The sequence below is a fragment of the Deltaproteobacteria bacterium genome, assembly GCA_016210005.1.
Lineage (GTDB): Bacteria > Desulfobacterota > Binatia > HRBIN30 > JACQVA1 > JACQVA1.
This window is the reverse complement of record JACQVA010000266.1, coordinates 13,578-34,762: the sequence shown is the minus strand read 5'-3', so window position 1 is coordinate 34,762 and position 21,185 is coordinate 13,578. Positions and strand designations below refer to the sequence as shown.

Genomic DNA, 21,185 nt, shown 5'->3' with positions numbered 1-21,185 from the left:
GCTCAGACACCGAGGCCGCCGGCGGCGCCACCCCGGCCGCGGCGATTCACGGCTTGAAGGTGGCGCGGGCCTGCGACAGCACCACGTTGCCCTTCTGTGACTCCGCTTGCACGATGGCTTCGCCGGGGCCAGTTACCCACAGCTTCGTAATGATGGTGTCGCCGAAATACACCTGATCGGCGAAACGGGCCTCGAACGACTTCAAGCGCGCCGGCTCGCCCGCGCACAGCCCCTTGAGAATGGCTCGCCCAACGAAGCCGTAGGTGCACAAGCCATGCACAAACGGCCGCTCGAAGCCCGCCATGCGGGCAAAGTCGGGATCGATGTGGATCGGGTTGCGGTCTCCGGAAAGGCGATAAATCGCGCCCTGCTCGGGCCGCGTTACGTCTTCGATGACATGGTCAGGTGCGCGATTGGGTACGGCGTTCTTATCTGCCGTTGACGGGCCGCGCTCCCCGCCGAACCCACCGGCGCCGCGAATGAACAGCGTCGCCTTGGTGGTGAACAGCGGACCGTTTTCGTCCTCGACGATGCCTTCGGAGCCGATCACCGCGGCCTTGCCTTTGTCCCATACCTCGCTGATACGCCCGGTGACGCGGACACTGGCGTCCGGCGGAATCTCCCGATGCAACGTGATCGCCTGTTCACCGTGGAGCAGCATCGCCAGATTGATTTCGACGTTCGAGACCAGGCCGCCCATCGAGAACATACCCGGGATCACCGCAAACGTGGGCAGCACTTTCGGACCTTTGCCCTCGAAGACGAACTCCAGTTCACCCTCCGGCTTGGCACCCACGCCGACCGCATACAACATCACGTCCTTCGCATCCCACTTGAAGGGGACCGGCGGGAACGTCATGCCGACCAGATCGCTCGAAATCGCTTTGCTCATGGGCACCTGTTCTCGGTAAAGTTCACGCCCGTGTCAAGCCCCTAGTCCCCACGCCGCGCGCATCCCCTTCTTACTGGGCAACCGTCACTTGCTTGAAGCCCTCGGGAACCCTGAGCACCTCGGGCGGCGCCGGCTGCTCTTTCACTTCGATGACCTCGGTGGAGGTGGTGGCAGGGCGTGGACCGACGTTGGCGGTGATGGTGCTGCGCAGTGGCAGCCGGTTGAGCGCCTTGACGGCCTCGCACAAACGGCCCGCCGGACCCCAGCCGCCGCCCATCGCCTTGCTCAGGACCTCCAAGCCCCGTTTGGTCGGTGGCGCCAGCGAATCCGCCGCCCAGATCGAGCCGGAAATCGCGCCGCCGGCGAGCGTGTATTCCTCGGCGTCGTAACCGAGAATCTTCTCGCTTTGGCCGGTGGCCCGCACCGTGAGCGGGGCATCGGCGTCGAGCTTGCCAATCAACTCCTTGGCCTGCGGCAGGCTCTCAAGGCGCCGCTTGAGCGCATCGAGCTGTTGACGCATCTCCGCAAACGAGCGCGTGAAGTAGGTCTTGCGCTCCTTGTCGATCGTCGTCACGGTCTCAGCCTCGAGATCCAGAATCACGCGCGTGCTCTGGTCGTCATTGACCAGCTTGTTGTCGCTCCAGTACTGCGTGCTTTCGCGTGTACTGGCCGCCGGGCCTTTGATCACGACGCGTTGGCGCAACATGAGATCCTTCGCCTGAGTCCAGCCGGGCACCGCGCAGACGATGACTGCCACCATCAAGAGCATTAGTCGCATGCGGGCCTGGTTACGCGAAACCGGCGCGGCGATCAACTGCGGGCGGGCGCAGCGGATGGTGGCGCAGTGCCCGCTTTTGCCGCGCGTGTGCCCATGAGATGATGGCACCCATGGCCGGAAGAATTCGCGCCGTCCTGTTCGATGCTCATGGTACTCTGATCCACCTGCGCGAGCCCGTGGGGCACACCTACGCGCGGCTGGCAGGAGAGTTCGGTGTGACGCTGGCGCCCGAACGTATTGAGGCGGGGTTCTGCGCCGCCTTTCGCTCCATGCCGCCCATGGTATTCGCCGGCCAATCGCCAGCGCGGGTCAGGCAGCTCGAGCGTGCTTGGTGGCGGACGCTGGTGCTGGCAACCGTGCGCGAGGCGAACGGTTGCGCCACATTCCTCAACTTCGAGGATTACTTCAACTCCCTGTTCGATCACTACGGCAGCGCCAACGCCTGGGAGTTGTTCCCTGGCGCACGCCAGACGCTCATCGGCTTGCGCCAGCGCGGCTACCGCACCGGGATGATCTCCAACTTCGACCATCGCCTGAGCATGGTGTTGCAAGGACTGGAGCTGGAAGATCTTTTCGATACGGTAGTGCGCCCAGCCGACGCCGCCGCGGCCAAGCCCAGTGGGGCGATCTTTGCGCTCGCCTTGCAGCGTCTAGGGCTCGCGGCGGCGGCCGCCGTCTATGTCGGCGACGATGCCGAGCATGATATCGCGGCGGCGCGGGCGGCCGGCTTGCATGCCGTAGATGTCGGTTCCCTGCCCAGCTTGGCGGCATTAATCCGGCATCTCGAGCAGTTGGCTCGGTGGTGATCGAGGCCGCTGTCGGCGAAAGGGTTTGACTGCCCAGCGGCCTGCGGGCTACAGGAGGGCCGAAGGATTTGCGCGCGCCCACCCTTGGTTCGAAGTCTCATCTATGGTTCAGGAGCGAGTACCTATGGTTGCAGTTCGGCCAACGACCTACGCCGGTTTGTTCATGGTGACACTGGCGACGCTGCTGTATGAGCTGCTACTCACCCGTATTTTCAGCGTGACGATGTGGTATCACTTTGCCTTCATGGCCGTCTCCGTGGCCATGTTCGGCATGACCGTGGGTGCGATCATCGTCTATTTGCGCCCGGCGTATTTTACCGAGAGCCGGGTGGGGGAGCAGCTGGCGAACGTCTCCTTGCTGTTCGCGCTGACGGTGATTTTCAGCTTTCTGACCCACCTGGCGATTCCCTTCGCTCCCAACGTCTCACTCCTCGGCATCTACTCCGTGGCTCTGACTTACGTCGTCATCGCGGTGCCCTTTGTCTTCAGCGGCATCGCGGTGTGCCTGGCGCTGACGCGCTTTCCGGCGCACGTCAACCGCTTGTACGCAGCGGACCTGCTCGGGGCCGCGCTCGGTTGCGTACTGTTCATCTACATCCTGCGGATAACCGACGGACCCACGGCGGTGGTGATAGTGGCGCTGTTGGCCGCGCTCGGCAGCGTGTTGTTTGCGGTGGGCAGCGCCTCTGCCCGGCGAGTTCGCCTCGCCGGCGCCGTCAGCTTGCTGCTGGCGTTGACCGCGGTCGGGGGAGCGATCTTGAGTGCCCGGCAAACCCCGCTGCTGCGATTGGCGTACGTCAAGGGCCAGGTGGAGGAAAAACCGCTGTACGATAAGTGGAACTCGTTTTCCCGCGTCGCCGTTTTCGGTGACCCGGAACGTCTTGAAGCACCCTTCGGGTGGGGGCTGAGCTACACCTATCCCACCGAGCGCAAGGTGCACCAGATGCTGATGAACATCGACGCCACCGCCGGTACGCCGCTGACCAAGTTTTCCGGCGACCTTGGCGACATCGAGCACCTGAAGTACGACGTCACCAACCTGGTGCATTACATTCGGCCGAATGCCAAGGTGCTGGTGGTCGGCACCGGGGGCGGGCGCGACCTACTCTCGGCGCTGGCCTTTCGCCAGCGTGCGGTCGTAGGGGTGGAGATCAACCCCGACATCATCGCCGCCGTCAATGGAACTTTCGGTGACTTCACCGGTCACCTCGACCGTAATCCGGCGGTTACCTTCGTGAACGACGAAGCCCGCAGCTACGTCGCTCGCCAGCGCGAACGTTTCGATATCATCCAGGTGTCGCTGATCGACACCTGGGCGGCCACTGCTGCCGGCGCCTTCGTTTTCACCGAGAATTCGCTTTATACCGAGGAGGCCTGGAAGCTGTTCCTGGAGCGGCTGAACTCGAGCGGTGTGCTGACGTTCTCGCGCTGGTATTTCCGCGACCGGCCGGGTGAGGTGTACCGCTTGACTTCCCTGGCCATGGCCGCCCTCAAGCAGCTGCGGGTGAATGACCCTCGGCAACATGTGATCATCGTCCGGCGCATGATGCGCGGTGCCGGGCGCAACGGCGTGGGCACGATCCTCGTCGGGCGCGAGCCCTTCTCGACCGCGGATTTGGAGCGGGTCGAGCAGGTGGCGCAGGAGATGCAATTCGAGGTCGTTCTGAGCCCGCGCCAAGCGCTCGATCCGATCTTCACCGCGCTCGCCACGGGCCGCGATCCGGACGGTGTCGTGGCCAAGTTCCCGCTCAATGTCAGCGCGCCGACCGATGATAGCCCGTTCTTTTTTCACATGTTGCGCTCGCGCGACCTGCTGCGTCGGGAATTGTGGCAGCACGGCGAAGTTAGCTTCAACATGAAGGCCATGTTCATTCTGGCGACCCTGTTCGTCGTCGTGACCGTGTTGACGTTGGCTTGTGTCATCGTGCCGTTACTACTGACCACCGAGCGTGGGGCATTGCGCGGGGCGTTCCCCTTCTTCGTCTTCTTTGCCGCCATCGGCGTCGGCTTCATGCTGATCGAGATCTCGCAGATGCAGCGGCTGATCGTGTTTCTCGGCCACCCCACGTACGGCTTGTCGGTGGTGCTGTTCTCACTGCTGCTTTCCAGCGGCCTGGGCAGCTACGCGACCCAGTTGGGTAGAGCCCCCGGCGCCGTCACCTCGCCGGCACTGCGCTTGGGTCTGCTGCTGGCGGTGCTGATCATCTTCGGACTGCTGACGCCGTCGGCGATCACCTGGTTGCAGGAGTCGAGCACGGCGGTTCGCATCGTTGCGGCGACGGCGATCCTACTGCCCCTCGGATTCTTCATGGGGATGGCTTTCCCGCTCGGTATGCAGCTGGCGTCGGCCCACTCGGCGGCCATTACCCCGTGGCTCTGGGGCATCAACGGTGCCACCTCGGTGTGTGCGTCGGTGTTGGCGTTGGTGATCGCCCTGACCTGGGGCATCGCGGCCGCGTTCTGGACTGGCTTTGCGTGTTACGTTGCGGCAACGCTGGCTCTCACCTCGGTGGCGCGGCGAGCGTAAACACTGCACTTCGGCGCCGGGAGCTTGCCGCGGACAGGTGCTGCACGACGGAGAGATGGCGATGATCGTCTGCATCACCGGGGCTTCGAGTGGTATCGGCACGGCCACCGCCCGGGCCTTCGCGCGCGACGGCCACCAACTGGTACTGGCAGCGCGTCGCGTTGAGCGCTTGCGCGTGCTGGCCGCTGAGTTGGCGGTTCCCAGTCATCTGCTCGAACTCGACGTGCGCGACCGCGGCGCCGTGCACCGTGCGTTCAGTGCACTCCCGGTTCCGTTCGACGCGATCGAGGTGTTGGTCAACAACGCCGGCCTGTCGCGTGGCCTCGATCCGATTCACGAAGGCTCGCAAGACGACTGGGACGAGATGATCGACACCAACGTCAAGGGACTGCTCTACGTCACCCGCGCCGTGCTGCCGGGAATGGTGGCGCGCGGGCGGGGCCACGTGATCAACATCGGCTCGCTGGCGGGGCACGAAACCTATCAGCGCGGCAATGTCTACTGCGCCAGCAAAGCGGCCGTGCGCACCTTGAACAAGGCCATGCGCCTCGATCTGCACGGCACCGGTATCCGCGTCACCGAGGTGGCTCCCGGACTGGTGCCGACCGAGTTCAGCGAGGTGCGCTTCCACGGCGACCGCGCGCGAGCCACCAAAGTGTATGAAGGCACCCGCCCGCTGCGCGCCGAGGACGTCGCCGAGGCGGTCGTGTGGTGCGCGACCCGTCCACCGTCGGTGAACGTCGAGGAACTACTCTTGTTGCCTACCGATCAAGCCGCCACCGCGATGGTGCACCGGCGCACCTGACGCCGGCTTCCAACGTAGCCAGTCGGCGGTACGACTCAGAAGTCGTTGCCGTCGATCACGTCGATGGCGAAGGTCGTGGTGTTGTTCGCCGCCTCCGTGTCGCTGCTGTCGATTACTTCCACTTCGGCTTCGCAACGCGCCGGCGACAGGGCGTTGAGCGCCGCGAAGCTGGCGGCTCCGACAGACAAAGTCAATCGCCCCATCGCTCGACCGCCCGGTGGCAGTACGGCCGTGCTCTGAACGCCGGCTTTGGTCGAGCTAAGATCGATGCCGCCGACGACTCCTGGGGGACAGCTGCCATCGCGCACCACTAGCGAGATCGGATGATCCGCCGATCCGGCGGGATCCGTGTTCGTCACCGTGACCCATACCGCTCTCTCGGCCTGAGATTGCCCCTTCAGCAACCTGATCGAGACCGGTGCGATACTCGCTAGTGCCGAGTCGGGCACCTGCTCTGCCGAACCATCGTTCGCGTCGATCACGTTGATCTCCAGCTCGGCGGCATTGTTTTCCGGGCTCGGATCCGATCCTGGTCCGGTCGCCGTGAAGAGCAGCCGGCAGCGGTGCGGGGCTCTTCCGCCGGGAGAAGTGAATGAACTAGCCTGAATCGACAGTGTCACAACGGCAGCCGCGCGCCGTCCTCCGGGCAACACGATCTGTGCTTGTTCTCCGGCCTCGCGGCTCGAAAAATCCGGCCCGCCGCTGACAAGCCCTGCCGGGCACGCGCTGGCATCGACGAGGAGGCTGATTTCGTGGCCAGGAGTCTCCGCCACCGGCGCCACGTCCGCATTGGCAACGGTGACACGCACGGACTTCGTTACGGACATCACCCCAGCACGCAGCCACACGCTGAGCGGCCGCAGTGGTGCCACAACTGAGTCATGCACCGCAGAAGTTGCGGTGGGCGTCGGGTTACTTGTGGGAGTCGCGGTCGGCGGCACCGCTGCCACGCCGACGGCTGCGGTCCGCGACCGGCTCAGGCTGCCATCGGACACGGCCAAGGTCACGTTGTAGGTACCCGGCGCCGCGTACGCATGCTGCACGGCATAACCGGCCGCGCCCGGGCTGCCGTCGCCGAAGTCCCACGTGTAGGTGAGGAGGTCCCCGTCGGGATCGCCAGAGCCGTATCCTGTGAAGTTCACGTTCGACCCGACCACCGTGCTCCGATCTGGCCCGGGGTCTGCCCACGGCCGGCGGTTGCTGCTCGCTTCGGCCATTTCGTCCGGGCCGATATCGATGCCGGTGCCCTGCGGCCGCGGGCCACCGTTGCGATCGTCAGCGGGCGCTCCGGCGAGGTCACCTCCACCTACAGCTACGCTGTCCGCCGCCACACGATAGTCAGGCGTGCCCGCGAAGTCCGGCTTAATTGCCCACGTGCCGATGCCCTGTCCGCTCTCGGTCGTCCAGACACCGGCATTGATTTCCTGGCCGGTGTAGCGGCGCTCTAGGACATCGCTGATGTGGCGCACGATCAAGCCGCTGGTCGTATCTTCGCGAAAGAGCAGGTTGTGGTCCTCTGTCAGGACGACGGCCGGTGCCACCTCCATCGCCTTGCCGGGACCGGAGACAATGACGTTACGGACCACCACGTTGTACGGCTCCGGCGTCAGACCCGCCCCGGCGGCATCCTTGAAATGCATCTGGATACCGAGGTTGTCCGCGACTGTCGAGTTCACGATTTCGACGGTAGTCACGACGTTGAAATACGATCGCGTAGCAATGCCCGTCGTGTTGCCCACCACCAGGGAGTTGTCGAGCCTGGCGTTCTGGCCGATTTTGATTCCCGCACATAGGTTGTTCCGACTCGTACACCGTTGCGCCGTGATTAGGTCGCCCTGAAGGTCGAACCCGTCCTGGCTGTTGCCTGATGCCTCCACCGCGATCAGTGTGATCCGCGACGCCGTCTCTTCGATGCTCACGCCGTCGGCTCCACCCGCACAGGCCAACCCGTCGCTGTTGTTTAAGCTCCGGGTATCCCGAATCGTTACGAACTGGCTGGTGCCCGAGACGCGGATTCCCAAGGCGGTGTTGTCGTGCACCTGGCAATCGCTGATCTCGACATCGGTGGCGGCATCCACCCAGATGCCGACGCGGTTGCCGTACACGCGGCAGTTGCGCACGGCGACATCGTGCGCCCCGGCCCGAATGAAAATCGTCTCGTGAAAACCCCCGCGCGCCTCGAACCCGTCGAGCACCAGATCGCCGACCCCCGGACGCACGTCGAATGCGGACAGGCTGGCGCTCGGGTCGGGGCTCTCGAGAATCGCTCCGGCGACGGCTTGAAAAGTGATCGGCAGCCCGGGCGCCCCCGAAACCGTCAGCAACACGGATTCAATGTAAACGCCGGGCTGCACCACCACCGTATCGCCGCTGCCGGCGACCGTGGCCGCGTGTTGAATAGTCCGCCATGGCGCCAAGGCGCTGCCGGCGGCCGCATCGCTACCAGCCGGATCGACGTAGTACGTCGCCGCATGCGCGACCGAGTTGAGCACCACCAGCATCAGACTCACGGCCAGCCATCGCCTCTGCGGTTTCATACCGCAAAAGCCCTAGCGCATTTCGTACCGGGCGGCGCCACCCTTGAAAGCCACCGCAAGAACCGTGGGCGCTTTAGCGGACGCTGTGCGGCTCGAAACCTCAAGGCTTAGTAGCGTCACTTCCCGTCACGCTATTGCCGCGGCCTGTCTCTGAATCTTCAGAGCAGCACATGCCGTCCCTTCTGCTCACGGCAGAACATACGAATAGTGGAAGCGGCGTCGCCGACGCTGCTGTTGCCGCTCTCGCCCACGCCGCTGGCGCCGAAGGCCTCCCACTCCAGCGCCGAGTCGGTGCCGTCGTTCTCCTTGTGCATGCCGGCGACGACGCGCCGGGCGCGCTGCAACTTGCGATCGTCGCGGGTGTAAAAGACCGTGGCGAGATCGTGCGGGTTCTGCCACAGGCTGAAACGCAGGAAAGACTCGAAGTCGGCCACCATCGTCACCAGCACGGGCAGGAACAATTCGGTGGTTGCCAGGACAAACGTGCGTGGCCCGCGGCCGTCCCAATTGATGGTGAGCTGCAACCCCGGGGTGATGCCGCCAATAATGGCCGGGCTGAGTACCTCCGCGTTGCGGGCGTAGTCGGTGTCTGCCAGCGTGCCCCCGGCGCGTACGATTCGGCATCCCGCCCGCTGCGCGGCAGCGACGATCTGCTCGCCGTTGCCGGCGCGGTGCACCATGCATGGCCCGATGACCGTAGTGCTCGCCGTGCGGCGCGGATCCTCGATGGTCCACTTGCCGAACTCCGCATCGAAGAGCGGTTCCAGCTGGCGCACCACCGCTTCCGAACCGGCAACGCCGTGCAGGCCCGTGCACTTGTGGCTCGACAGTGCCAACTTCGAATACGTCAAGCGCTCCGCAATGCGCTGCAGCTCGGTGTCACCGAAGCCATCGTCTATCCACGCCCAATTGCAGCCACCGCCCTCAAAGCGCAGGGGCCGGATACCGCGGCCGCGTTGAATCGACTTCGCGGTTTCCTCGCTGCCGGTCACCGACGCCACCGCCACGCGGGGATCGATCGGCAGGGCAGCGATGTCCTTGCCAAACCCCTCGATCTTCTGCACCGCCCCCGGAGCGGCGCCGGCTGCAAGTAGCATGCGAATCAAGCTGGTGTTGGTGATGCCGGCGAACGGATGCCCTTTGAACACAAATGGCGAGCCGGCCAGATAACACCCCAGAATTTGAATGACCGGGATGCCGTAGATGAAGTTCATCGGTGTCAGCAACACGCACAAGCCGGCCGGCAAGAAGGAGTTCTTCCAATACGTGTGCCCGTCGACCATCGGCGGCAGCAACTCTGCCAGCATGGCCTTGTCGGCCGCGCCTTCGAGATGGTCCGCGGCCCGCTTGGCCTCCCAGAAATCCTTCTGAGCTTCGAGGCGCGTCTTCGGGATCTGCTGCCGAATTTCCCTGAGGCAGGCTTCTTCGTAGTAGTGCAGGATGCGCGAGAAGTTCTTCACCACCCATTTGCGGTATTGCAGCGTCTCCTCTGCCCACGCCAGGCTCTGCCAATAGGAGTATCCGGCGGCGAGCGCGCCTTCCACCTCGGCGGCCTGCGAGCGCGGCAGGCGACTCAGCCGCACGCGCCGGTCGAACAACGCCGGCATATCCACCGCCTCAGCCGCCTTGCGCCACTCCCCGGCGATGAAGTTGTAAACCGGAATGGGCTCATCCCCAGGGGCATCCGGCAAGCGCTCGTATGCAAAGATGTACGGCCGCAGCGCTTCAATCTCGGCTTCCGACAGGCAGCGTGCGAACAGCGACCACTCAGCGCGGCGCTCGCGCCATTGCGCCGCCAACGGATCCGGTCCCATCCCGCCGCGCCGGCAAAAGGCTGCGAGTGCCGGCTTCAGCCTCGGTATCAGCTCCATCGCGGTCTCCTCTCTCGCTACGCCACCACGGTAGCGGGCGCACCGACGCAATTCAAAGGGAACACAACACCTCGCCCCTATGCGGGACGGCGGGATTTCGGTTGACTCACCAGGGCAATTCACGTAGCTTCGCCGCGAGAGAAGACACCGAGAAACATATACCTTATCCAGAGTGGCGGAGGGACTGGCCCGTCGATGCCACAGCAACCGGTCCGGGCGAAAGCCGGGGCGCTGGTGCTAACTCCAGCTGGGTCTTCTGTAGGGAGCCCGGAGAGATAAGGTGAGAGACTGAAACAGCCTCTTCCTTTCCCCGGGGAAGAGGTTTTTTTTGGGACGCGAGCGAACGATGCGTGCGCAGCAGGCAATAGCGGGGAAGCCAACGGTGGCGAGAGCGCCAATCGCGACCACCGGCTCACTCGCTCGGGAGCGTTTGCGGGCTGGCCGGGTACTCGTCGTCGGCGTCGGCGGCTTAGGCTGCCCCGCAACAGCGGCATTGGCCCGAGCCGGGGTTGGTACCGTCGGCTTGATGGATGGCGACGCGGTCGAACTATCCAACCTCCAGCGCCAGATCCTCCACGGCGATGCCGACCTCGGGCGCCCTAAAGTTGAGTCGGCCCGCGACAAGATACTTTCGATAAACCCGGAAGTTAACGTTCGTACCTTCAAGGAGCGGTTGACGGCCGACAACCTCGCCGGCCGCTTCGCCGAGTTCGATTTCGTCATCGACGGCACCGATAACGCCGGCGCCAAGTTCCTGATCAACGATGGGGCCGTGCTGGCTGGGAAGCCATACTCCCACGCCGGCATTCTCGGCTTTCGCGGTCAGACCATGACCGTGCTGCCCCGCCGCTCAGCTTGCTATCGCTGCCTGTTTCCCTCGCCACCACCGGCGGGCGAGATTGCCACCTGCCAGGAGGCCGGCATTGTCGGCATGGTGGCGGGCGCGCTCGGAGTCATCCAGGCCGCGGAAGCAATCAAGTATCTGATGGGCAGCACAGATCTGCTCACCGATCGCCTGCTTACATTCGACGCGCTCAGCTCACGCTGGCGCACCATCAACTTGCACCGCAGCGCGGCTTGCCCGCTGTGCGGGGAACAGCCGACGATTTCGCTACTGGCGGAGCACGCTGGTGCCGCCTGAGCTTCGGCGCAAGAAGGAGTGACCATGACCGCAGTACTTGGCTTGCGATGCCGCGAGTGCGGGCAAAGCTATCCCATCGAACCGCTGCACGTGTGCGACACCTGCTTTGGCCCGCTCGAGGTTACCTACGACTACTCAGCGATCGCCCGCAGTTTGAGCCGGGCGATCATCGAGCAACGCCCGCGCAACGTCTGGCGCTACCGTGAGTTGCTGCCGATCAGCGGCGAACCCCGCATCGGGCTGCACTCTGGCTTCACCCCGCTGGTCCGCGCCGACCGCCTGGCGGCCGTGCTCGGGGTAAAGGAGCTGTACGTCAAGGACGACTCGGTTAACCACCCCACCTTCTCGTACAAGGACCGCGTGGTTTCGATCGCCATCTCCAAAGCCATCGAGTTCGGCTTCGATACCGTCTCCTGTGCCTCGACCGGCAATCTGGCCAACAGCGTGTCGGCGCACGCGGCGCGCGCGGGCCTGAACTGCTTCATCTTCATTCCCCACGATCTCGAAGCCGGCAAAGTGGTCGGCTCGGCCATTTACGGCCCGCGTACGGTGGCGATCCGCGGCAACTACGACGACGTCAATCGCCTCTGTAGCGAGATCGCCGACAAGTACGGCTGGGCATTCGTGAACATCAACCTCCGCCCGTACTACACCGAGGGCGCCAAAACCTACGGCTTCGAAGTCGCCGAGCAACTCGGCTGGCGGCTGCCCCAGCACATCGTCGTGCCCACCGCCGGCGGCACCATCCTGCCGAAGGTGGCCAAGGCGTTTCATGAATTCGCCCAGGTCGGTCTGGTGCAGCCAACGCCGTTCAAAATTTACAGCGCGCAAGCCGCCGGCTGCGCACCGGTGGTGCAAGCGCTGCACCGGGGCGCGGATCTGATCACGCCGGTGAAGCCGAACACCATTGCCAAGTCGATTGCTATCGGCAATCCCGCCGATGGCTACTACGTGCTGCAGGCCGTGCGCGAGTCGGGCGGCTGGGGCGAGTCCGCCACCGACGCGGAAATCGTCGACGCGATCCGCTTACTTGCCCGCACCGAGGGCATCTTCACCGAACCCGCGGGCGGCACCACCGTGGCCGTGGCCAAGAAGCTGATCGAGCAGGGCCGCATCCCACGTGACGAGTCCATCGTCATCAGCGTTACCGGCAACGGCTACAAGACGCTCGAGGCGGTGCGCGACGCCGTCGAACAGCCGTCTACCATCGACGCTCGGTTGTCCGAGTTCGATAAACTCTATCACCAAATCGAACATGCGCCCGCGGCCAAACGCGCGCGTGCGTGAGTACAGTAGAGGCCACACGGAAGGAGCTATCGATGAGCGTTCTGGTTCGTATTCCCACACCGCTGCGGCGGTTCACCAACGGCGCCGACGAGGTCGGCACCGACGGCGCCACGGTCGGCGCGGTGGTTGATCATCTCGAACGTAATCACCCGGGCATCAAGGAGCGCCTGTGTGATGCCGACGGCCAGGTGCGCCGCTTCGTCAACATCTACATCAATGGTGACGACATCCGCTTCCTCAGCAATCTCGACACCCCCGTGAAAGACGGGGACGAAGTCTCGATCGTGCCGGCGATCGCCGGGGGGCGTAATGCCGCTTGAGCCGGCAGCCGATGGGCCGGCCACCACCGGCAACGAGTTGCGCGAGCGCCGCCGGGCGTTGTCGGCGCTCGATCTCATCGGCAACACACCGCTGGTGGAGCTGAGCCGGCTGCCGCAGCATTTCCGCACCAAGGCCGGCCGCGCGATCTCGCCCGCGGTAAGAATCTACGCCAAGCTCGAAGGCTTCAATCCGGGCGGCTCGGTGAAGGATCGACCAGCCCTGTGGATGGTGCGCGAGGGCCTTCGCTCAGGCAAACTCGCATCCGGCAAAGTCATCCTCGACTCGACCTCGGGCAACACCGGTATCGCCTTGGCGATGATCGGCGCCGTGCTCGGTTACCCGGTTGAGCTAGTGGTGCCGGCCAACGTCAGCCTTGAACGTAAGAAGATCATCGGCGCCTTTGGTGCTCGCATCCATTTCAGCGACCCGCTCGAAGGTTCGGACGGCGCGATCCGCCTGTGCCGCCAGATGTTAGCCGACGACCCGGCGCGCTACTTCAAACCCGACCAGTACTTCAATCCGCAGAACCCGCAGGCCCACTTCGACTCCACCGGCCCCGAGATTTGGCATGCCACCGGCGGAAGTGTCACCCACTTCGTCGCCGGCATCGGCACCGGCGGTACGGTGATGGGCACGGGCCGTTACCTGAAGAGCCGCAACCCGCAGGTGCAAGTGATTGCGGTCGAACCCGACGACTCTTTTCACGGGCTCGAAGGGCTCAAACACATGGCCAGCTCGATCGTGCCCGGCATCTACCGCGAGGAAGAACTCGATCGCAAAATCAATGTCGGCACTGAGGTCGCCTACGACACCGTGTACCGGCTGGGGGCAGAGGAGGGGCTGGTGGTGGGACAGTCCTCCGGCGCCGCGATGTGGGCGGCCTTGCACGTCGCAGCCGAGCTGGACGAGGGCACGATCGTGGTGATCTTTCCCGACTTCGGCGACCGCTACCTCAGCACCAGCCTGTGGATTGGCTGGCGAGCCTACCACCGCCGGGCGGCCCGGCAAACATGATCCGCACGGCAAGCGCTACGCCGCCGGGGCGCACGACGACCCACCTCAGTTATCCACCCTGCCGCAGAGGTGCGGTGCAGGCCGAGCAGACCGCCAAACTCAGCGATGTACAAATCGAACGCTACAGCCGCCAAATCGTCCTCCCGGAGATCGGCGCCCGCGGCCAGCAACGCCTCCTGGCGACGGCGCTGGCGGTGGTGGCGGCCCGGGGCGAGGCCCCGGCCCTGCCCTACTTAGTTGCCGCCGGCGCCGGCCGACTGGGGTTGATGAACCTGACAACCAGCGCCTGTGCCCGCGCTGCGATCGCCGTGACCAACCCCGACACCACCGTTGTTTCGCTAACAAATTGTAGTGATGCACCGGCTCTGCAAGACTCGTTGCGGCCATACCAGGCCGTCATTGACGGCGGCGAGAGCGGCGAACTACGCGCCGCCCTCAACCGCGCCTGCGTCGCACTGGGCATCCCACTCGTCGCGGGAACTGCGGCTGGCGACGAGGTCTGCATCACGACCTTCGCCGGCCACCTGCGCGGGGTGCCGTGCTATGCCTGCATCGTCTCGCCTCTCCCACACGAGGCGGCCGATTCACCGCTGCGCGAAGTTGCCGCCGACCTGCTCGGCACCTTGCAGGCGGCGGAGGCACTGAAGTGTGTGCTCGAAGTCGGGGAGCCGCTGTACGGCCGACTCTTGTCGTTTGACGTTGCGCGCGGCGCGGTTCACTCCACGCCCTTGCCGAAGAACGCTGCTTGCGCGGTGTGCGGCGGGGGAGCGCGCGCATGAGCGCTCCCAATCCCGGCTACCTCAAGGTGGAGTTGGCACTCGAGGGCATCGACCTCGATGCCGCGGTGTGCACCCGCCCCGAGATACGCCCAGGCCTGGCGGTGCCGCTAGGGCAGACGCCGGCGTTGGAGTTATTGCTGCCGGAAGACGTCGTGGTCGATGCCCCGGTCGGCAAGCGCAACGGGGCTCAGAGGGATCAGGGGCGGTACCAACTCGGCTGTGAGGCTGCGCGGTTCTTCCTCCACCGCGGCGGCGAGGCAGCGGGCGAGCGCGTGGACGTGCGCGTGATTCCGCCGCCGCAGTTTTATGGCAAGCACACCCTGCGGGGCACACCGATGCGCGAGATCGCCACCGTGTTCGGCAACTTCATTGCGCTCAGCCCGGTGGAAGCGTGTGGCTTCAGCCTGCGCCACAGCCCTTGCCGCTTCTGTGCAGGGACCGCCGCCGCCGCGCTCAGCCCGCGCCCGGTGGCCGAGGTGATCCAAACCATACGCGCTGCGCTGGCCGAGGGCGCGGTCGAGTATGTCCTCTTCAATGGCGGCGGCAGCGACAGCGAGGACGGCGGCGTAGCCGCCCTCGAGCCGTACATCAGCGCGGTGAAACGGCACTTCGATACCTTCGTCGCGGTCCAGGTGCATCCGCCGCAAACCAATCGCTGGATCGACCGCACCTACGCCATGGGAGTTGACGCCCTCAGCTACGGCATCGAGATTCACGACCCGCAGCGGCTGCTACCACTGTGCCCGGGGCGGGTGGCGCGCTGCGGCCAGGCCCGTTACTACGAGGCCCTTGCCTACGCCGCGACCATCTTCCCGAGCGGCACAGTGTGGAGTGACTTGCTGGTCGGCGCCGAACCGAGCGAGTCCACGATTGACGGCATGAACCAACTAACCCGCGCTGGGGTGTTGCCGGTGCTGTCACTGGCGCGCGCCGGCCAGCCGGCACAACCGCGGCTGGCAGAGATCGCGCCGTTGTTCGCGCACCTGTTTCATGCGGTCCGCGATGCCAAGATCAACATGGACTGGGTGCAGGAGCTGAGTTTCGGGGTTACCCCGCTGGAAGCTCGCTTCTTTGTCGCCGAGGAGGTGCGGTTGAGCGTCACGCAGCAGTTCTACCGCTCTCGACTCGGCAACTTGACCGCCCGCAACCTGGCGCGCCTGCGCCGCCGCTTGCGCGTGCGCACTGTCAGCGACTCGTTCGACTCCTCCCGCTTGTGAGGATGCTCCACAATGCCCCGCGAAGTTGAGGTCGACCGGCGACCGCTGTGGATCATTGTGCTGATGCGCGGTCGCCGCTTGCTGCTGCTGGCAGTGGGCGCGCTGCTGTACTGGCTGACGCTGCAACTCGGTCACCAGGACGGCCTCAGCCCAGCCGGGCTCAAGGCGCTGGCGGTGTTCGTTCTTTGCATCTTCTACTGGGTGCTCAATGTCTTGCCGACCATGATCACCAGTCTGCTGGCAATCGTGCTGCTGCCGCTAACGGGCGTGCTCACGAGCAGAGATGCGTACGCGCTGTTTGGCAACGAGGCGGTGTTCTTCATCCTCGGGGCCTTCATTCTAGCCGCAGCCATGATGAAGGCCGGGCTTTCCACGCGTTTGGCACTTGCCATCCTGCGCCGCTTCGGCGGCAAGCCGCCGGCCTTGCTTGGCGGCGTATTCCTGATCAACGGGGCGATGTCGCTGGTCATGTCCGAGCACGCGGTCGCGGCGATGACCTTTCCGATCATCGTTGAGATCGCGGGCGTGCTGCGCCTCACCCGCGGGCGCAGCCAGTACGCCCGCGCTTTGTTCCTGGCGATGGCCTGGGGCACCACCATCGGCGGCGTGGCCACGCTGCTGGGCGGGGCGCGCGCCCCCCTCGCGCTCGGGATCTTGCGCGAGGTCAGCGGCCAGACGATTTCGTTCGCCGAGTGGAGCGCGGCGACCGCTCCGCTGGTGCTCTTGCTGTTCGTCGTCGGGTGGCTGCTGTTGCGTCTCTTCTTCGCGATCGACGTGAGCGACGTATCCGCCGCTCAGCACGCGGTGGAGGAGAAGCTGCTCGCCATGGGGCGGGCCAGTTTTCAGGAGCGTCTGACGGGCGGGGTGATGGCGCTCACGATCGCGGCTTGGATCGTTCTCGGCGAGGAATTCGGCCTCGCCAACATCGCGCTGGTGGCAGTGGTGGTGCTCTTCGGGCTCAACTTGGTACAGTGGCGCGACATCGAGCGCTACGTCAACTGGGGCTTGATCCTGATGTACGGCGGCGCGATTTGTCTTGGTTCGGCGCTCAACCGCAGCGGCGCCTCGACTTGGCTCGCCGACCACATCATCTCGCAGTGGGCCTCGGGGCCGACCAGTGTGATGTTCCTGGTATCGGCCGCCGCCATTCTATTGACCGAAGTGATGAGCAACTCCGCTGCCGTGGCGATCGTGATGCCGGTGAGCCTGGCGATAGCCGCCCAGTTCAACATGGAGCCGCGCATCATGGCGCTGGTGGTGGCGGTACCGGCGGGCTTGGCGTTTACGTTACCGATCGGCACGCCGGCTAACGCCATCGCTTATTCCTCGGGCTTTCTACGCACGCGCGACATGTTTGTGCCCGGGCTGGTTCTGACCTCGATCTCGTTGCTGTTGTTCAACCTCTTGGCCAGCTGGTACTGGCCCTTGCTCGGCATTACGCCGTAGAAGGAGCGTGCCATGCCGAATGTTCTGTTGATGATTCCGCCGGGCGTGGAGCCGTGCCGCTCACGCGACCAGGCGATCGCCAGCGCGCAGCGTCTGGGGGGCACGTTGATCGCGCTGATCGTACTCGACCCCGCAGAAACCGCGCGCGTGGCGTCGTCGCTCGACAGCGCGTTCATCGGCGACCGCGTCAGCGACCGCGTCGTCGAGGTGCTCACGCGCGAGGCGCGCACGCGTGCCGAGGCGCTGGTGCGCAGCCTCGGCGAGCAAGTCGCCAAGGCCGGGGTGCGGTTCACGTCGCTGATCGAGGAGGGTGATCCCGGCACCATCTGCGCGCGCGTAATGCGCACGCACGACGTCGGCGCCGCCGTGCTGGTAGCGGAAAAGCGCTCCTGGCTGAGCCGCTTGCTCTCGCGCGGCGCCGATGTGCGCCTACCTGCGCTTGCCGGCTGCGAGGTGCGGGTGGTGGAAGAGGATTGACGTCAACGCTTAGCGACTTACGAAAGGAAGGAGTTTGAAAGCATGCCTGACCTAGTTCCCGTTCACGGCGGTCTCGAGGCCCCGGTCTCGCGCACCGTCCCGCTGTCACGCCGCAAGCAGTTCCTAGCGGAGGCAGCGGCTCTACCCCGCATCGAATTGAGCCGGGCGGATCTTTCCACCGTCTATCGCATCGCCGACGGTACCTTGTCGCCGCTGACCGGCCCGATGGACGAAGAGACGTGGCACTACGTGCTCGACCACGGCGCGTTGGATTTCGGCTTTCGGCACTACGCCTGGACGGCACCGATTTCATTTCCGGCCACCCTGGACGAAGTCAAACGCTTGCGAGTGGGGCACTCGGCGGCGCTGGTCTACGACGGCACCATCATTGCCAGCGTGCGCTTGTCGAGCATTTTCGACTGGGACAAGCCCAAGCACGTCGAGAAGTTCTACGGCACCAGCCGCGCCGATCACCCCGGCGGTCATATGATCATGGACGATCCTCGCACTCAGCTCGTCGGTGGATCACTGTGGGCACTACCGCAGGAGGTCGATCCCGAATACGGCGAGTTTGTCCTCACCCCACGCCAGGTGCGCACGCTGATTGCGGAGCGGCGGTGGGAGCGCGCGCTGGCGTTCCAGACCCGCAACCCGCTGCATCGCGCGCATGAGTACGCGCTGGTGGCAGGCGTGGAACGGCTGACCCGCGACGGCTACTTCGCCGGAGTCGTGCTCAATCCGCTCATCGGCGAACTCAAGGGCGACGACGTCCCGGCGCGCGTACGCATGCGCTGCTACCGCGCGCTGCACGAGCTCAAGCTGCTCGGCAAGGGCGACAAGGAGGAGGCGCTGTGGAGCGATCGCGGTTACGACCTGACTGAGGTCTTCGAACTGGTCGGGCTCGACATCAAGATGTTGTACGGCGGACCCAAGGAGGCGGTGATGCACGGCATCTACCGCCAGAATCTCGGTTTCACCGACATCGTTATCGGCCGCAAGCACGCCGACGCCCCCTTCGATGACGGCAAGCCGATCTGGGGCGACTTTGACGCCCAGGAAGTCTTCAACAGCTTGCAGGGCGACTTGCGCATCCGCCCATGCAACATCGGCTTCGCCGCTTACTTCGACAGCGCCGGCCGCGTCGAGCTGATGGACAACCACCCGAACGAGAAACCGCTGACGATATCGGGTTCGAAGATCCGAGAAGCCTTGACCGGCGGCCAACACCCTGACGCCCGCGTACTGCGGCCGGAGATCGCCGATATCCTGATTGCCTATTACCGCGACAAGCGACCGGCGTAAGGCTGGTGGTGGAGCTGGCGCTCGGCTTACGGCCGCGCCAGCTCCACGCGCAGCCCAAATACCTCGCTCAGCAGCAGCCAGAGCGCGAGCGCCGCAGTCAGGAAACTCCCCAACGACAGCACCGCGACACCGCTAAGAACGACCAGCGCGAGCAAACTGCCGAGCAAGCCCACCGAGGCGGCCAAGCCTGGCAGCGACACAATCGGCCCCCACAGCTGTAGCAGGCGAAAGCCTTGCGCCAACCAGTCCAGCGGCGTATTCCCGAGCACCCAAGCGGAGAGCTGATCTAGGATCATCACTGCGTCGCCACCGGCGCGGTCTCGCCCGTCTCCGGCGGGTTGTTGGCGAGCGCGCTTTCGGCCCCAATGGAGATTATCAGCACCCCTTGTTCGTGCCGCGGCCCGCCTACCAGAAAGGTCCCGTGATTGCGTAACGTCAGAGCGGTATCGACTACCGAGCGCGTGCCTTCGATCAGCATCACCCGCATCGATACTCGTTCGTTCTTCAACACTTTCGGTATCACCAAGAGGTAGCGCCCGCCGGGAATCTCGAATCCCACCTTGCCCCCGGTGGCCACCCGTTGGCGCTTCTCCTTCACCAGGTGATACGAGCTATAGGGAAACAGGCTGCGGAGCTGCCGGTGCATCGCCACTAGGCGCGGATCCATTTCTTGCCCGGAATTGCTCGCCAACACCGCCCCGATACGAACTTCAATCGTTTCACCCGCCCTGCCCGGCGAAGGAGCGACGGTGCCGGCTGCGGCCACCGCCACGAGCAGCAATACCCCGTTCAGCTTCACGGCGGGAACCCTTCTGCCCCGTAGTCGCTGTCGTCGTTGATCCAGAGCACAGTGGTGTTGGTTTCCGGTTCGCTGAGCACCGCGACGGCTTCGGCACTACTATCGAGCGAGTCGATGATGGCGCTGTTGTCGACCACCGGCGGGGCCTCGGCGACCTGCGACTCCTCGCTTGGCTGCCCCGACCACAACGTGATCGCGATCGCGGCGCTCGCCGCCGCCGCGGCCAGCGCCGGTACGCGCAGCCACGAGCGCAGATCGAGGTTGTCCCAGTAGGCGCGCAGTCGCTCGCCCCAGGCCGGGCGGTGTACACGCAACCGCGCTGCAACCGCGGGCCACACCAGGCTGAAGTCCAATTCTTCGACCCGCGCCCGGATCGTTAGCGCTACCGCTTCTTGCACCCGCTCGAGCTGTCGGACCTCGTCTTCGCAGGCGGCGCAGCGGCTGCTGTGCAGCGCCACCGCCCGCATCTGGCGCGCATCGAGCTCCCCATCGAAGAACAACGGCAACAACCCGCTCACTTCACGACACGTCATGCATCACCCCGAGGCCTTCGCGCCTCCGTGCCGGCTTGAGGTTGTGGGGAAGCGTACTCATCGCTCACAAACAGTCCCGCAGTTTGTCTTGGAGCTTCTTGCGCGCGTAATGCAGCCGGCTCATGACCGTGCCCTTCGAACACTGCATCACGCGGCTGATTTCATCATAGGAGAGGCCCTCGACTTCGCGCAGAAGTATGACGGCTTTGTGATCAGGGGTCAACTCGTTGATCGCGCGGCTGACCCGTTCGCCGATCTCGTGCGAGCGGAACTCGCGGAAGGGATCGGCCACCGGGCTGCCGAGTAGTTCTTCGGGGATCTCGCCGCCGTTGCGCATCTGGTCGTCGAGAGCCACCGTCGGGTGGCGGCGCTCGCGTCGCCGGTAGTCGATGCCGAGGTTGACCACGATTCGATATAGCCAGGTGTAGAAGCTCGATTCGCCCTTGAACTTGCCGATGTTCTCGAACGCCTTAACGAACGTCTCCTGGGTCAACTCCAGCGCATCGTCGCGGTTATGCACCATTCCCATCGCCACGGCTGCCACCTTGCGCTGGTAGCGCTCCACCAACTCCCGGAACGCCTCTGCATTTCCGGCGCGGGTCTCGCGAACGAGCTCCTGGTCGCTACGTTCCACGAGGCCTGCCCCCATCGCC

General features: G+C 64.9%; 20 protein-coding genes and 1 riboswitch. Of the genes, 12 read left to right on the top strand and 8 right to left on the bottom strand.

Translation table 11 applies throughout. The features are described from left to right. Positions 1–46: 46 nt before the first annotated feature. Both HY699_25355 and HY699_25350 read right to left on the bottom strand, forming a co-directional pair. Entirely contained in the window at positions 47–892 is an 846-nt protein-coding gene (locus tag HY699_25355) for a MaoC family dehydratase N-terminal domain-containing protein (protein ID MBI4519132.1), read from the bottom strand. A gap of 70 nt (positions 893–962) precedes the next feature. Then, positions 963–1,670: a hypothetical protein gene (locus tag HY699_25350; GenBank protein MBI4519131.1), complete on the bottom strand. Its 708-nt coding sequence runs from the start codon at positions 1,668–1,670 to the stop codon at positions 963–965. 110 nt (positions 1,671–1,780) lie between these two features. Here HY699_25350 and HY699_25345 point away from each other — a divergent pair, with 110 nt between their 5' ends. The 3 genes from HY699_25345 (at position 1,781) to HY699_25335 (ending at position 5,808) form a co-directional block, all read left to right on the top strand. Then, entirely contained in the window at positions 1,781–2,476 is a 696-nt protein-coding gene (locus HY699_25345) for an HAD-IA family hydrolase (protein ID MBI4519130.1), read from the top strand. 124 nt (positions 2,477–2,600) lie between these two features. Further along, on the top strand, positions 2,601–5,003 hold the full coding sequence (locus tag HY699_25340) for a hypothetical protein (protein ID MBI4519129.1): 2,403 nt from the start codon (positions 2,601–2,603) through the stop codon (positions 5,001–5,003). Positions 5,004–5,058: 55 nt separating this feature from the next. Then, the gene (locus HY699_25335; protein ID MBI4519128.1) at positions 5,059–5,808 is read left to right on the top strand and encodes an SDR family NAD(P)-dependent oxidoreductase; all 750 of its coding nucleotides are present in this window, start codon (positions 5,059–5,061) and stop codon (positions 5,806–5,808) included. A gap of 35 nt (positions 5,809–5,843) precedes the next feature. Here HY699_25335 and HY699_25330 read toward each other — a convergent pair whose 3' ends face one another. Both HY699_25330 and HY699_25325 read right to left on the bottom strand, forming a co-directional pair. After that, complete coding sequence (locus tag HY699_25330) at positions 5,844–8,345, bottom strand: right-handed parallel beta-helix repeat-containing protein (GenBank protein MBI4519127.1); 2,502 nt, start codon at positions 8,343–8,345, stop codon at positions 5,844–5,846. 158 nt (positions 8,346–8,503) lie between these two features. After that, complete coding sequence (locus HY699_25325) at positions 8,504–10,216, bottom strand: aldehyde dehydrogenase family protein (protein ID MBI4519126.1); 1,713 nt, start codon at positions 10,214–10,216, stop codon at positions 8,504–8,506. A gap of 160 nt (positions 10,217–10,376) precedes the next feature. Then, positions 10,377–10,498: riboswitch (SAM riboswitch) on the top strand. Between the two features lie 64 nt (positions 10,499–10,562). Here HY699_25325 and HY699_25320 point away from each other — a divergent pair. The 9 genes from HY699_25320 to HY699_25280 are packed head-to-tail and all read left to right on the top strand — an operon-like array spanning position 10,563 to position 19,200. Further along, positions 10,563–11,357 (top strand): HesA/MoeB/ThiF family protein, encoded by a 795-nt coding sequence (locus HY699_25320; protein ID MBI4519125.1) that lies wholly within the window; start codon positions 10,563–10,565, stop codon positions 11,355–11,357. Between the two features lie 24 nt (positions 11,358–11,381). Beyond that, a complete protein-coding gene (locus HY699_25315; GenBank protein MBI4519124.1) occupies positions 11,382–12,644 on the top strand; it encodes a threonine synthase in 1,263 nt (420 codons plus the stop codon). Between the two features lie 32 nt (positions 12,645–12,676). Then, positions 12,677–12,964, top strand: a complete 288-nt coding sequence (locus tag HY699_25310) for a MoaD/ThiS family protein (protein MBI4519123.1) — start codon at positions 12,677–12,679, stop codon at positions 12,962–12,964. Further along, entirely contained in the window at positions 12,954–13,979 is a 1,026-nt protein-coding gene (locus HY699_25305; protein ID MBI4519122.1) for a pyridoxal-phosphate dependent enzyme, read from the top strand. The genes HY699_25310 and HY699_25305 overlap by 11 nt, the downstream gene beginning before the upstream one ends. Continuing rightward, a complete protein-coding gene (locus tag HY699_25300) occupies positions 13,976–14,758 on the top strand; it encodes a ThiF family adenylyltransferase (protein MBI4519121.1) in 783 nt (260 codons plus the stop codon). The genes HY699_25305 and HY699_25300 overlap by 4 nt, the downstream gene beginning before the upstream one ends. Then, on the top strand, positions 14,755–15,975 hold the full coding sequence (locus HY699_25295; GenBank protein MBI4519120.1) for a hypothetical protein: 1,221 nt from the start codon (positions 14,755–14,757) through the stop codon (positions 15,973–15,975). Before HY699_25300 ends, HY699_25295 begins: the two co-directional genes overlap by 4 nt. Before the next feature lie 12 nt (positions 15,976–15,987). Continuing rightward, entirely contained in the window at positions 15,988–17,421 is a 1,434-nt protein-coding gene (locus tag HY699_25290) for a DASS family sodium-coupled anion symporter (protein MBI4519119.1), read from the top strand. A 12-nt stretch (positions 17,422–17,433) separates the two neighbouring features. After that, a complete protein-coding gene (locus HY699_25285) occupies positions 17,434–17,898 on the top strand; it encodes a hypothetical protein (GenBank protein MBI4519118.1) in 465 nt (154 codons plus the stop codon). Positions 17,899–17,940: 42 nt separating this feature from the next. Next, positions 17,941–19,200, top strand: coding sequence for a sulfate adenylyltransferase (locus tag HY699_25280; GenBank protein ID MBI4519117.1), 1,260 nt, complete (start codon positions 17,941–17,943; stop codon positions 19,198–19,200). A gap of 26 nt (positions 19,201–19,226) precedes the next feature. Here HY699_25280 and HY699_25275 read toward each other — a convergent pair whose 3' ends face one another. From HY699_25275 to HY699_25260, 4 genes are all read right to left on the bottom strand, one after another. After that, a complete protein-coding gene (locus HY699_25275; GenBank protein MBI4519116.1) occupies positions 19,227–19,499 on the bottom strand; it encodes a hypothetical protein in 273 nt (90 codons plus the stop codon). Beyond that, positions 19,496–19,999, bottom strand: a complete 504-nt coding sequence (locus HY699_25270) for a hypothetical protein (GenBank protein ID MBI4519115.1) — start codon at positions 19,997–19,999, stop codon at positions 19,496–19,498. The genes HY699_25275 and HY699_25270 overlap by 4 nt, the downstream gene beginning before the upstream one ends. After that, positions 19,996–20,532, bottom strand: coding sequence for a zf-HC2 domain-containing protein (locus HY699_25265; GenBank protein MBI4519114.1), 537 nt, complete (start codon positions 20,530–20,532; stop codon positions 19,996–19,998). Before HY699_25265 ends, HY699_25270 begins: the two co-directional genes overlap by 4 nt. A gap of 64 nt (positions 20,533–20,596) precedes the next feature. After that, positions 20,597–21,166, bottom strand: a complete 570-nt coding sequence (locus HY699_25260) for a sigma-70 family RNA polymerase sigma factor (GenBank protein MBI4519113.1) — start codon at positions 21,164–21,166, stop codon at positions 20,597–20,599. Positions 21,167–21,185: the final 19 nt, after the last annotated feature.

Excerpts from the sequence above, each read along its gene's own strand:
- HY699_25355 (MBI4519132.1), bottom strand. The coding sequence starts at position 892 with ATGAGCAAAGCGATTTCGAGCGATCTGGTCGGCATGACGTTCCCGCCG.
- HY699_25350 (MBI4519131.1), bottom strand. The coding sequence starts at position 1,670 with ATGCGACTAATGCTCTTGATGGTGGCAGTCATCGTCTGCGCGGTGCCC.
- HY699_25345 (MBI4519130.1), top strand. The coding sequence starts at position 1,781 with ATGGCCGGAAGAATTCGCGCCGTCCTGTTCGATGCTCATGGTACTCTG.
- HY699_25340 (MBI4519129.1), top strand. The coding sequence starts at position 2,601 with ATGGTTGCAGTTCGGCCAACGACCTACGCCGGTTTGTTCATGGTGACA.
- HY699_25335 (MBI4519128.1), top strand. The coding sequence starts at position 5,059 with ATGGCGATGATCGTCTGCATCACCGGGGCTTCGAGTGGTATCGGCACG.
- HY699_25330 (MBI4519127.1), bottom strand. The coding sequence starts at position 8,345 with ATGAAACCGCAGAGGCGATGGCTGGCCGTGAGTCTGATGCTGGTGGTG.
- HY699_25325 (MBI4519126.1), bottom strand. The coding sequence starts at position 10,216 with ATGGAGCTGATACCGAGGCTGAAGCCGGCACTCGCAGCCTTTTGCCGG.
- HY699_25320 (MBI4519125.1), top strand. The coding sequence starts at position 10,563 with ATGCGTGCGCAGCAGGCAATAGCGGGGAAGCCAACGGTGGCGAGAGCG.
- HY699_25315 (MBI4519124.1), top strand. The coding sequence starts at position 11,382 with ATGACCGCAGTACTTGGCTTGCGATGCCGCGAGTGCGGGCAAAGCTAT.
- HY699_25310 (MBI4519123.1), top strand. The coding sequence starts at position 12,677 with ATGAGCGTTCTGGTTCGTATTCCCACACCGCTGCGGCGGTTCACCAAC.
- HY699_25305 (MBI4519122.1), top strand. The coding sequence starts at position 12,954 with ATGCCGCTTGAGCCGGCAGCCGATGGGCCGGCCACCACCGGCAACGAG.
- HY699_25300 (MBI4519121.1), top strand. The coding sequence starts at position 13,976 with ATGATCCGCACGGCAAGCGCTACGCCGCCGGGGCGCACGACGACCCAC.
- HY699_25295 (MBI4519120.1), top strand. The coding sequence starts at position 14,755 with ATGAGCGCTCCCAATCCCGGCTACCTCAAGGTGGAGTTGGCACTCGAG.
- HY699_25290 (MBI4519119.1), top strand. The coding sequence starts at position 15,988 with ATGCCCCGCGAAGTTGAGGTCGACCGGCGACCGCTGTGGATCATTGTG.
- HY699_25285 (MBI4519118.1), top strand. The coding sequence starts at position 17,434 with ATGCCGAATGTTCTGTTGATGATTCCGCCGGGCGTGGAGCCGTGCCGC.
- HY699_25280 (MBI4519117.1), top strand. The coding sequence starts at position 17,941 with ATGCCTGACCTAGTTCCCGTTCACGGCGGTCTCGAGGCCCCGGTCTCG.
- HY699_25265 (MBI4519114.1), bottom strand. The coding sequence starts at position 20,532 with ATGACGTGTCGTGAAGTGAGCGGGTTGTTGCCGTTGTTCTTCGATGGG.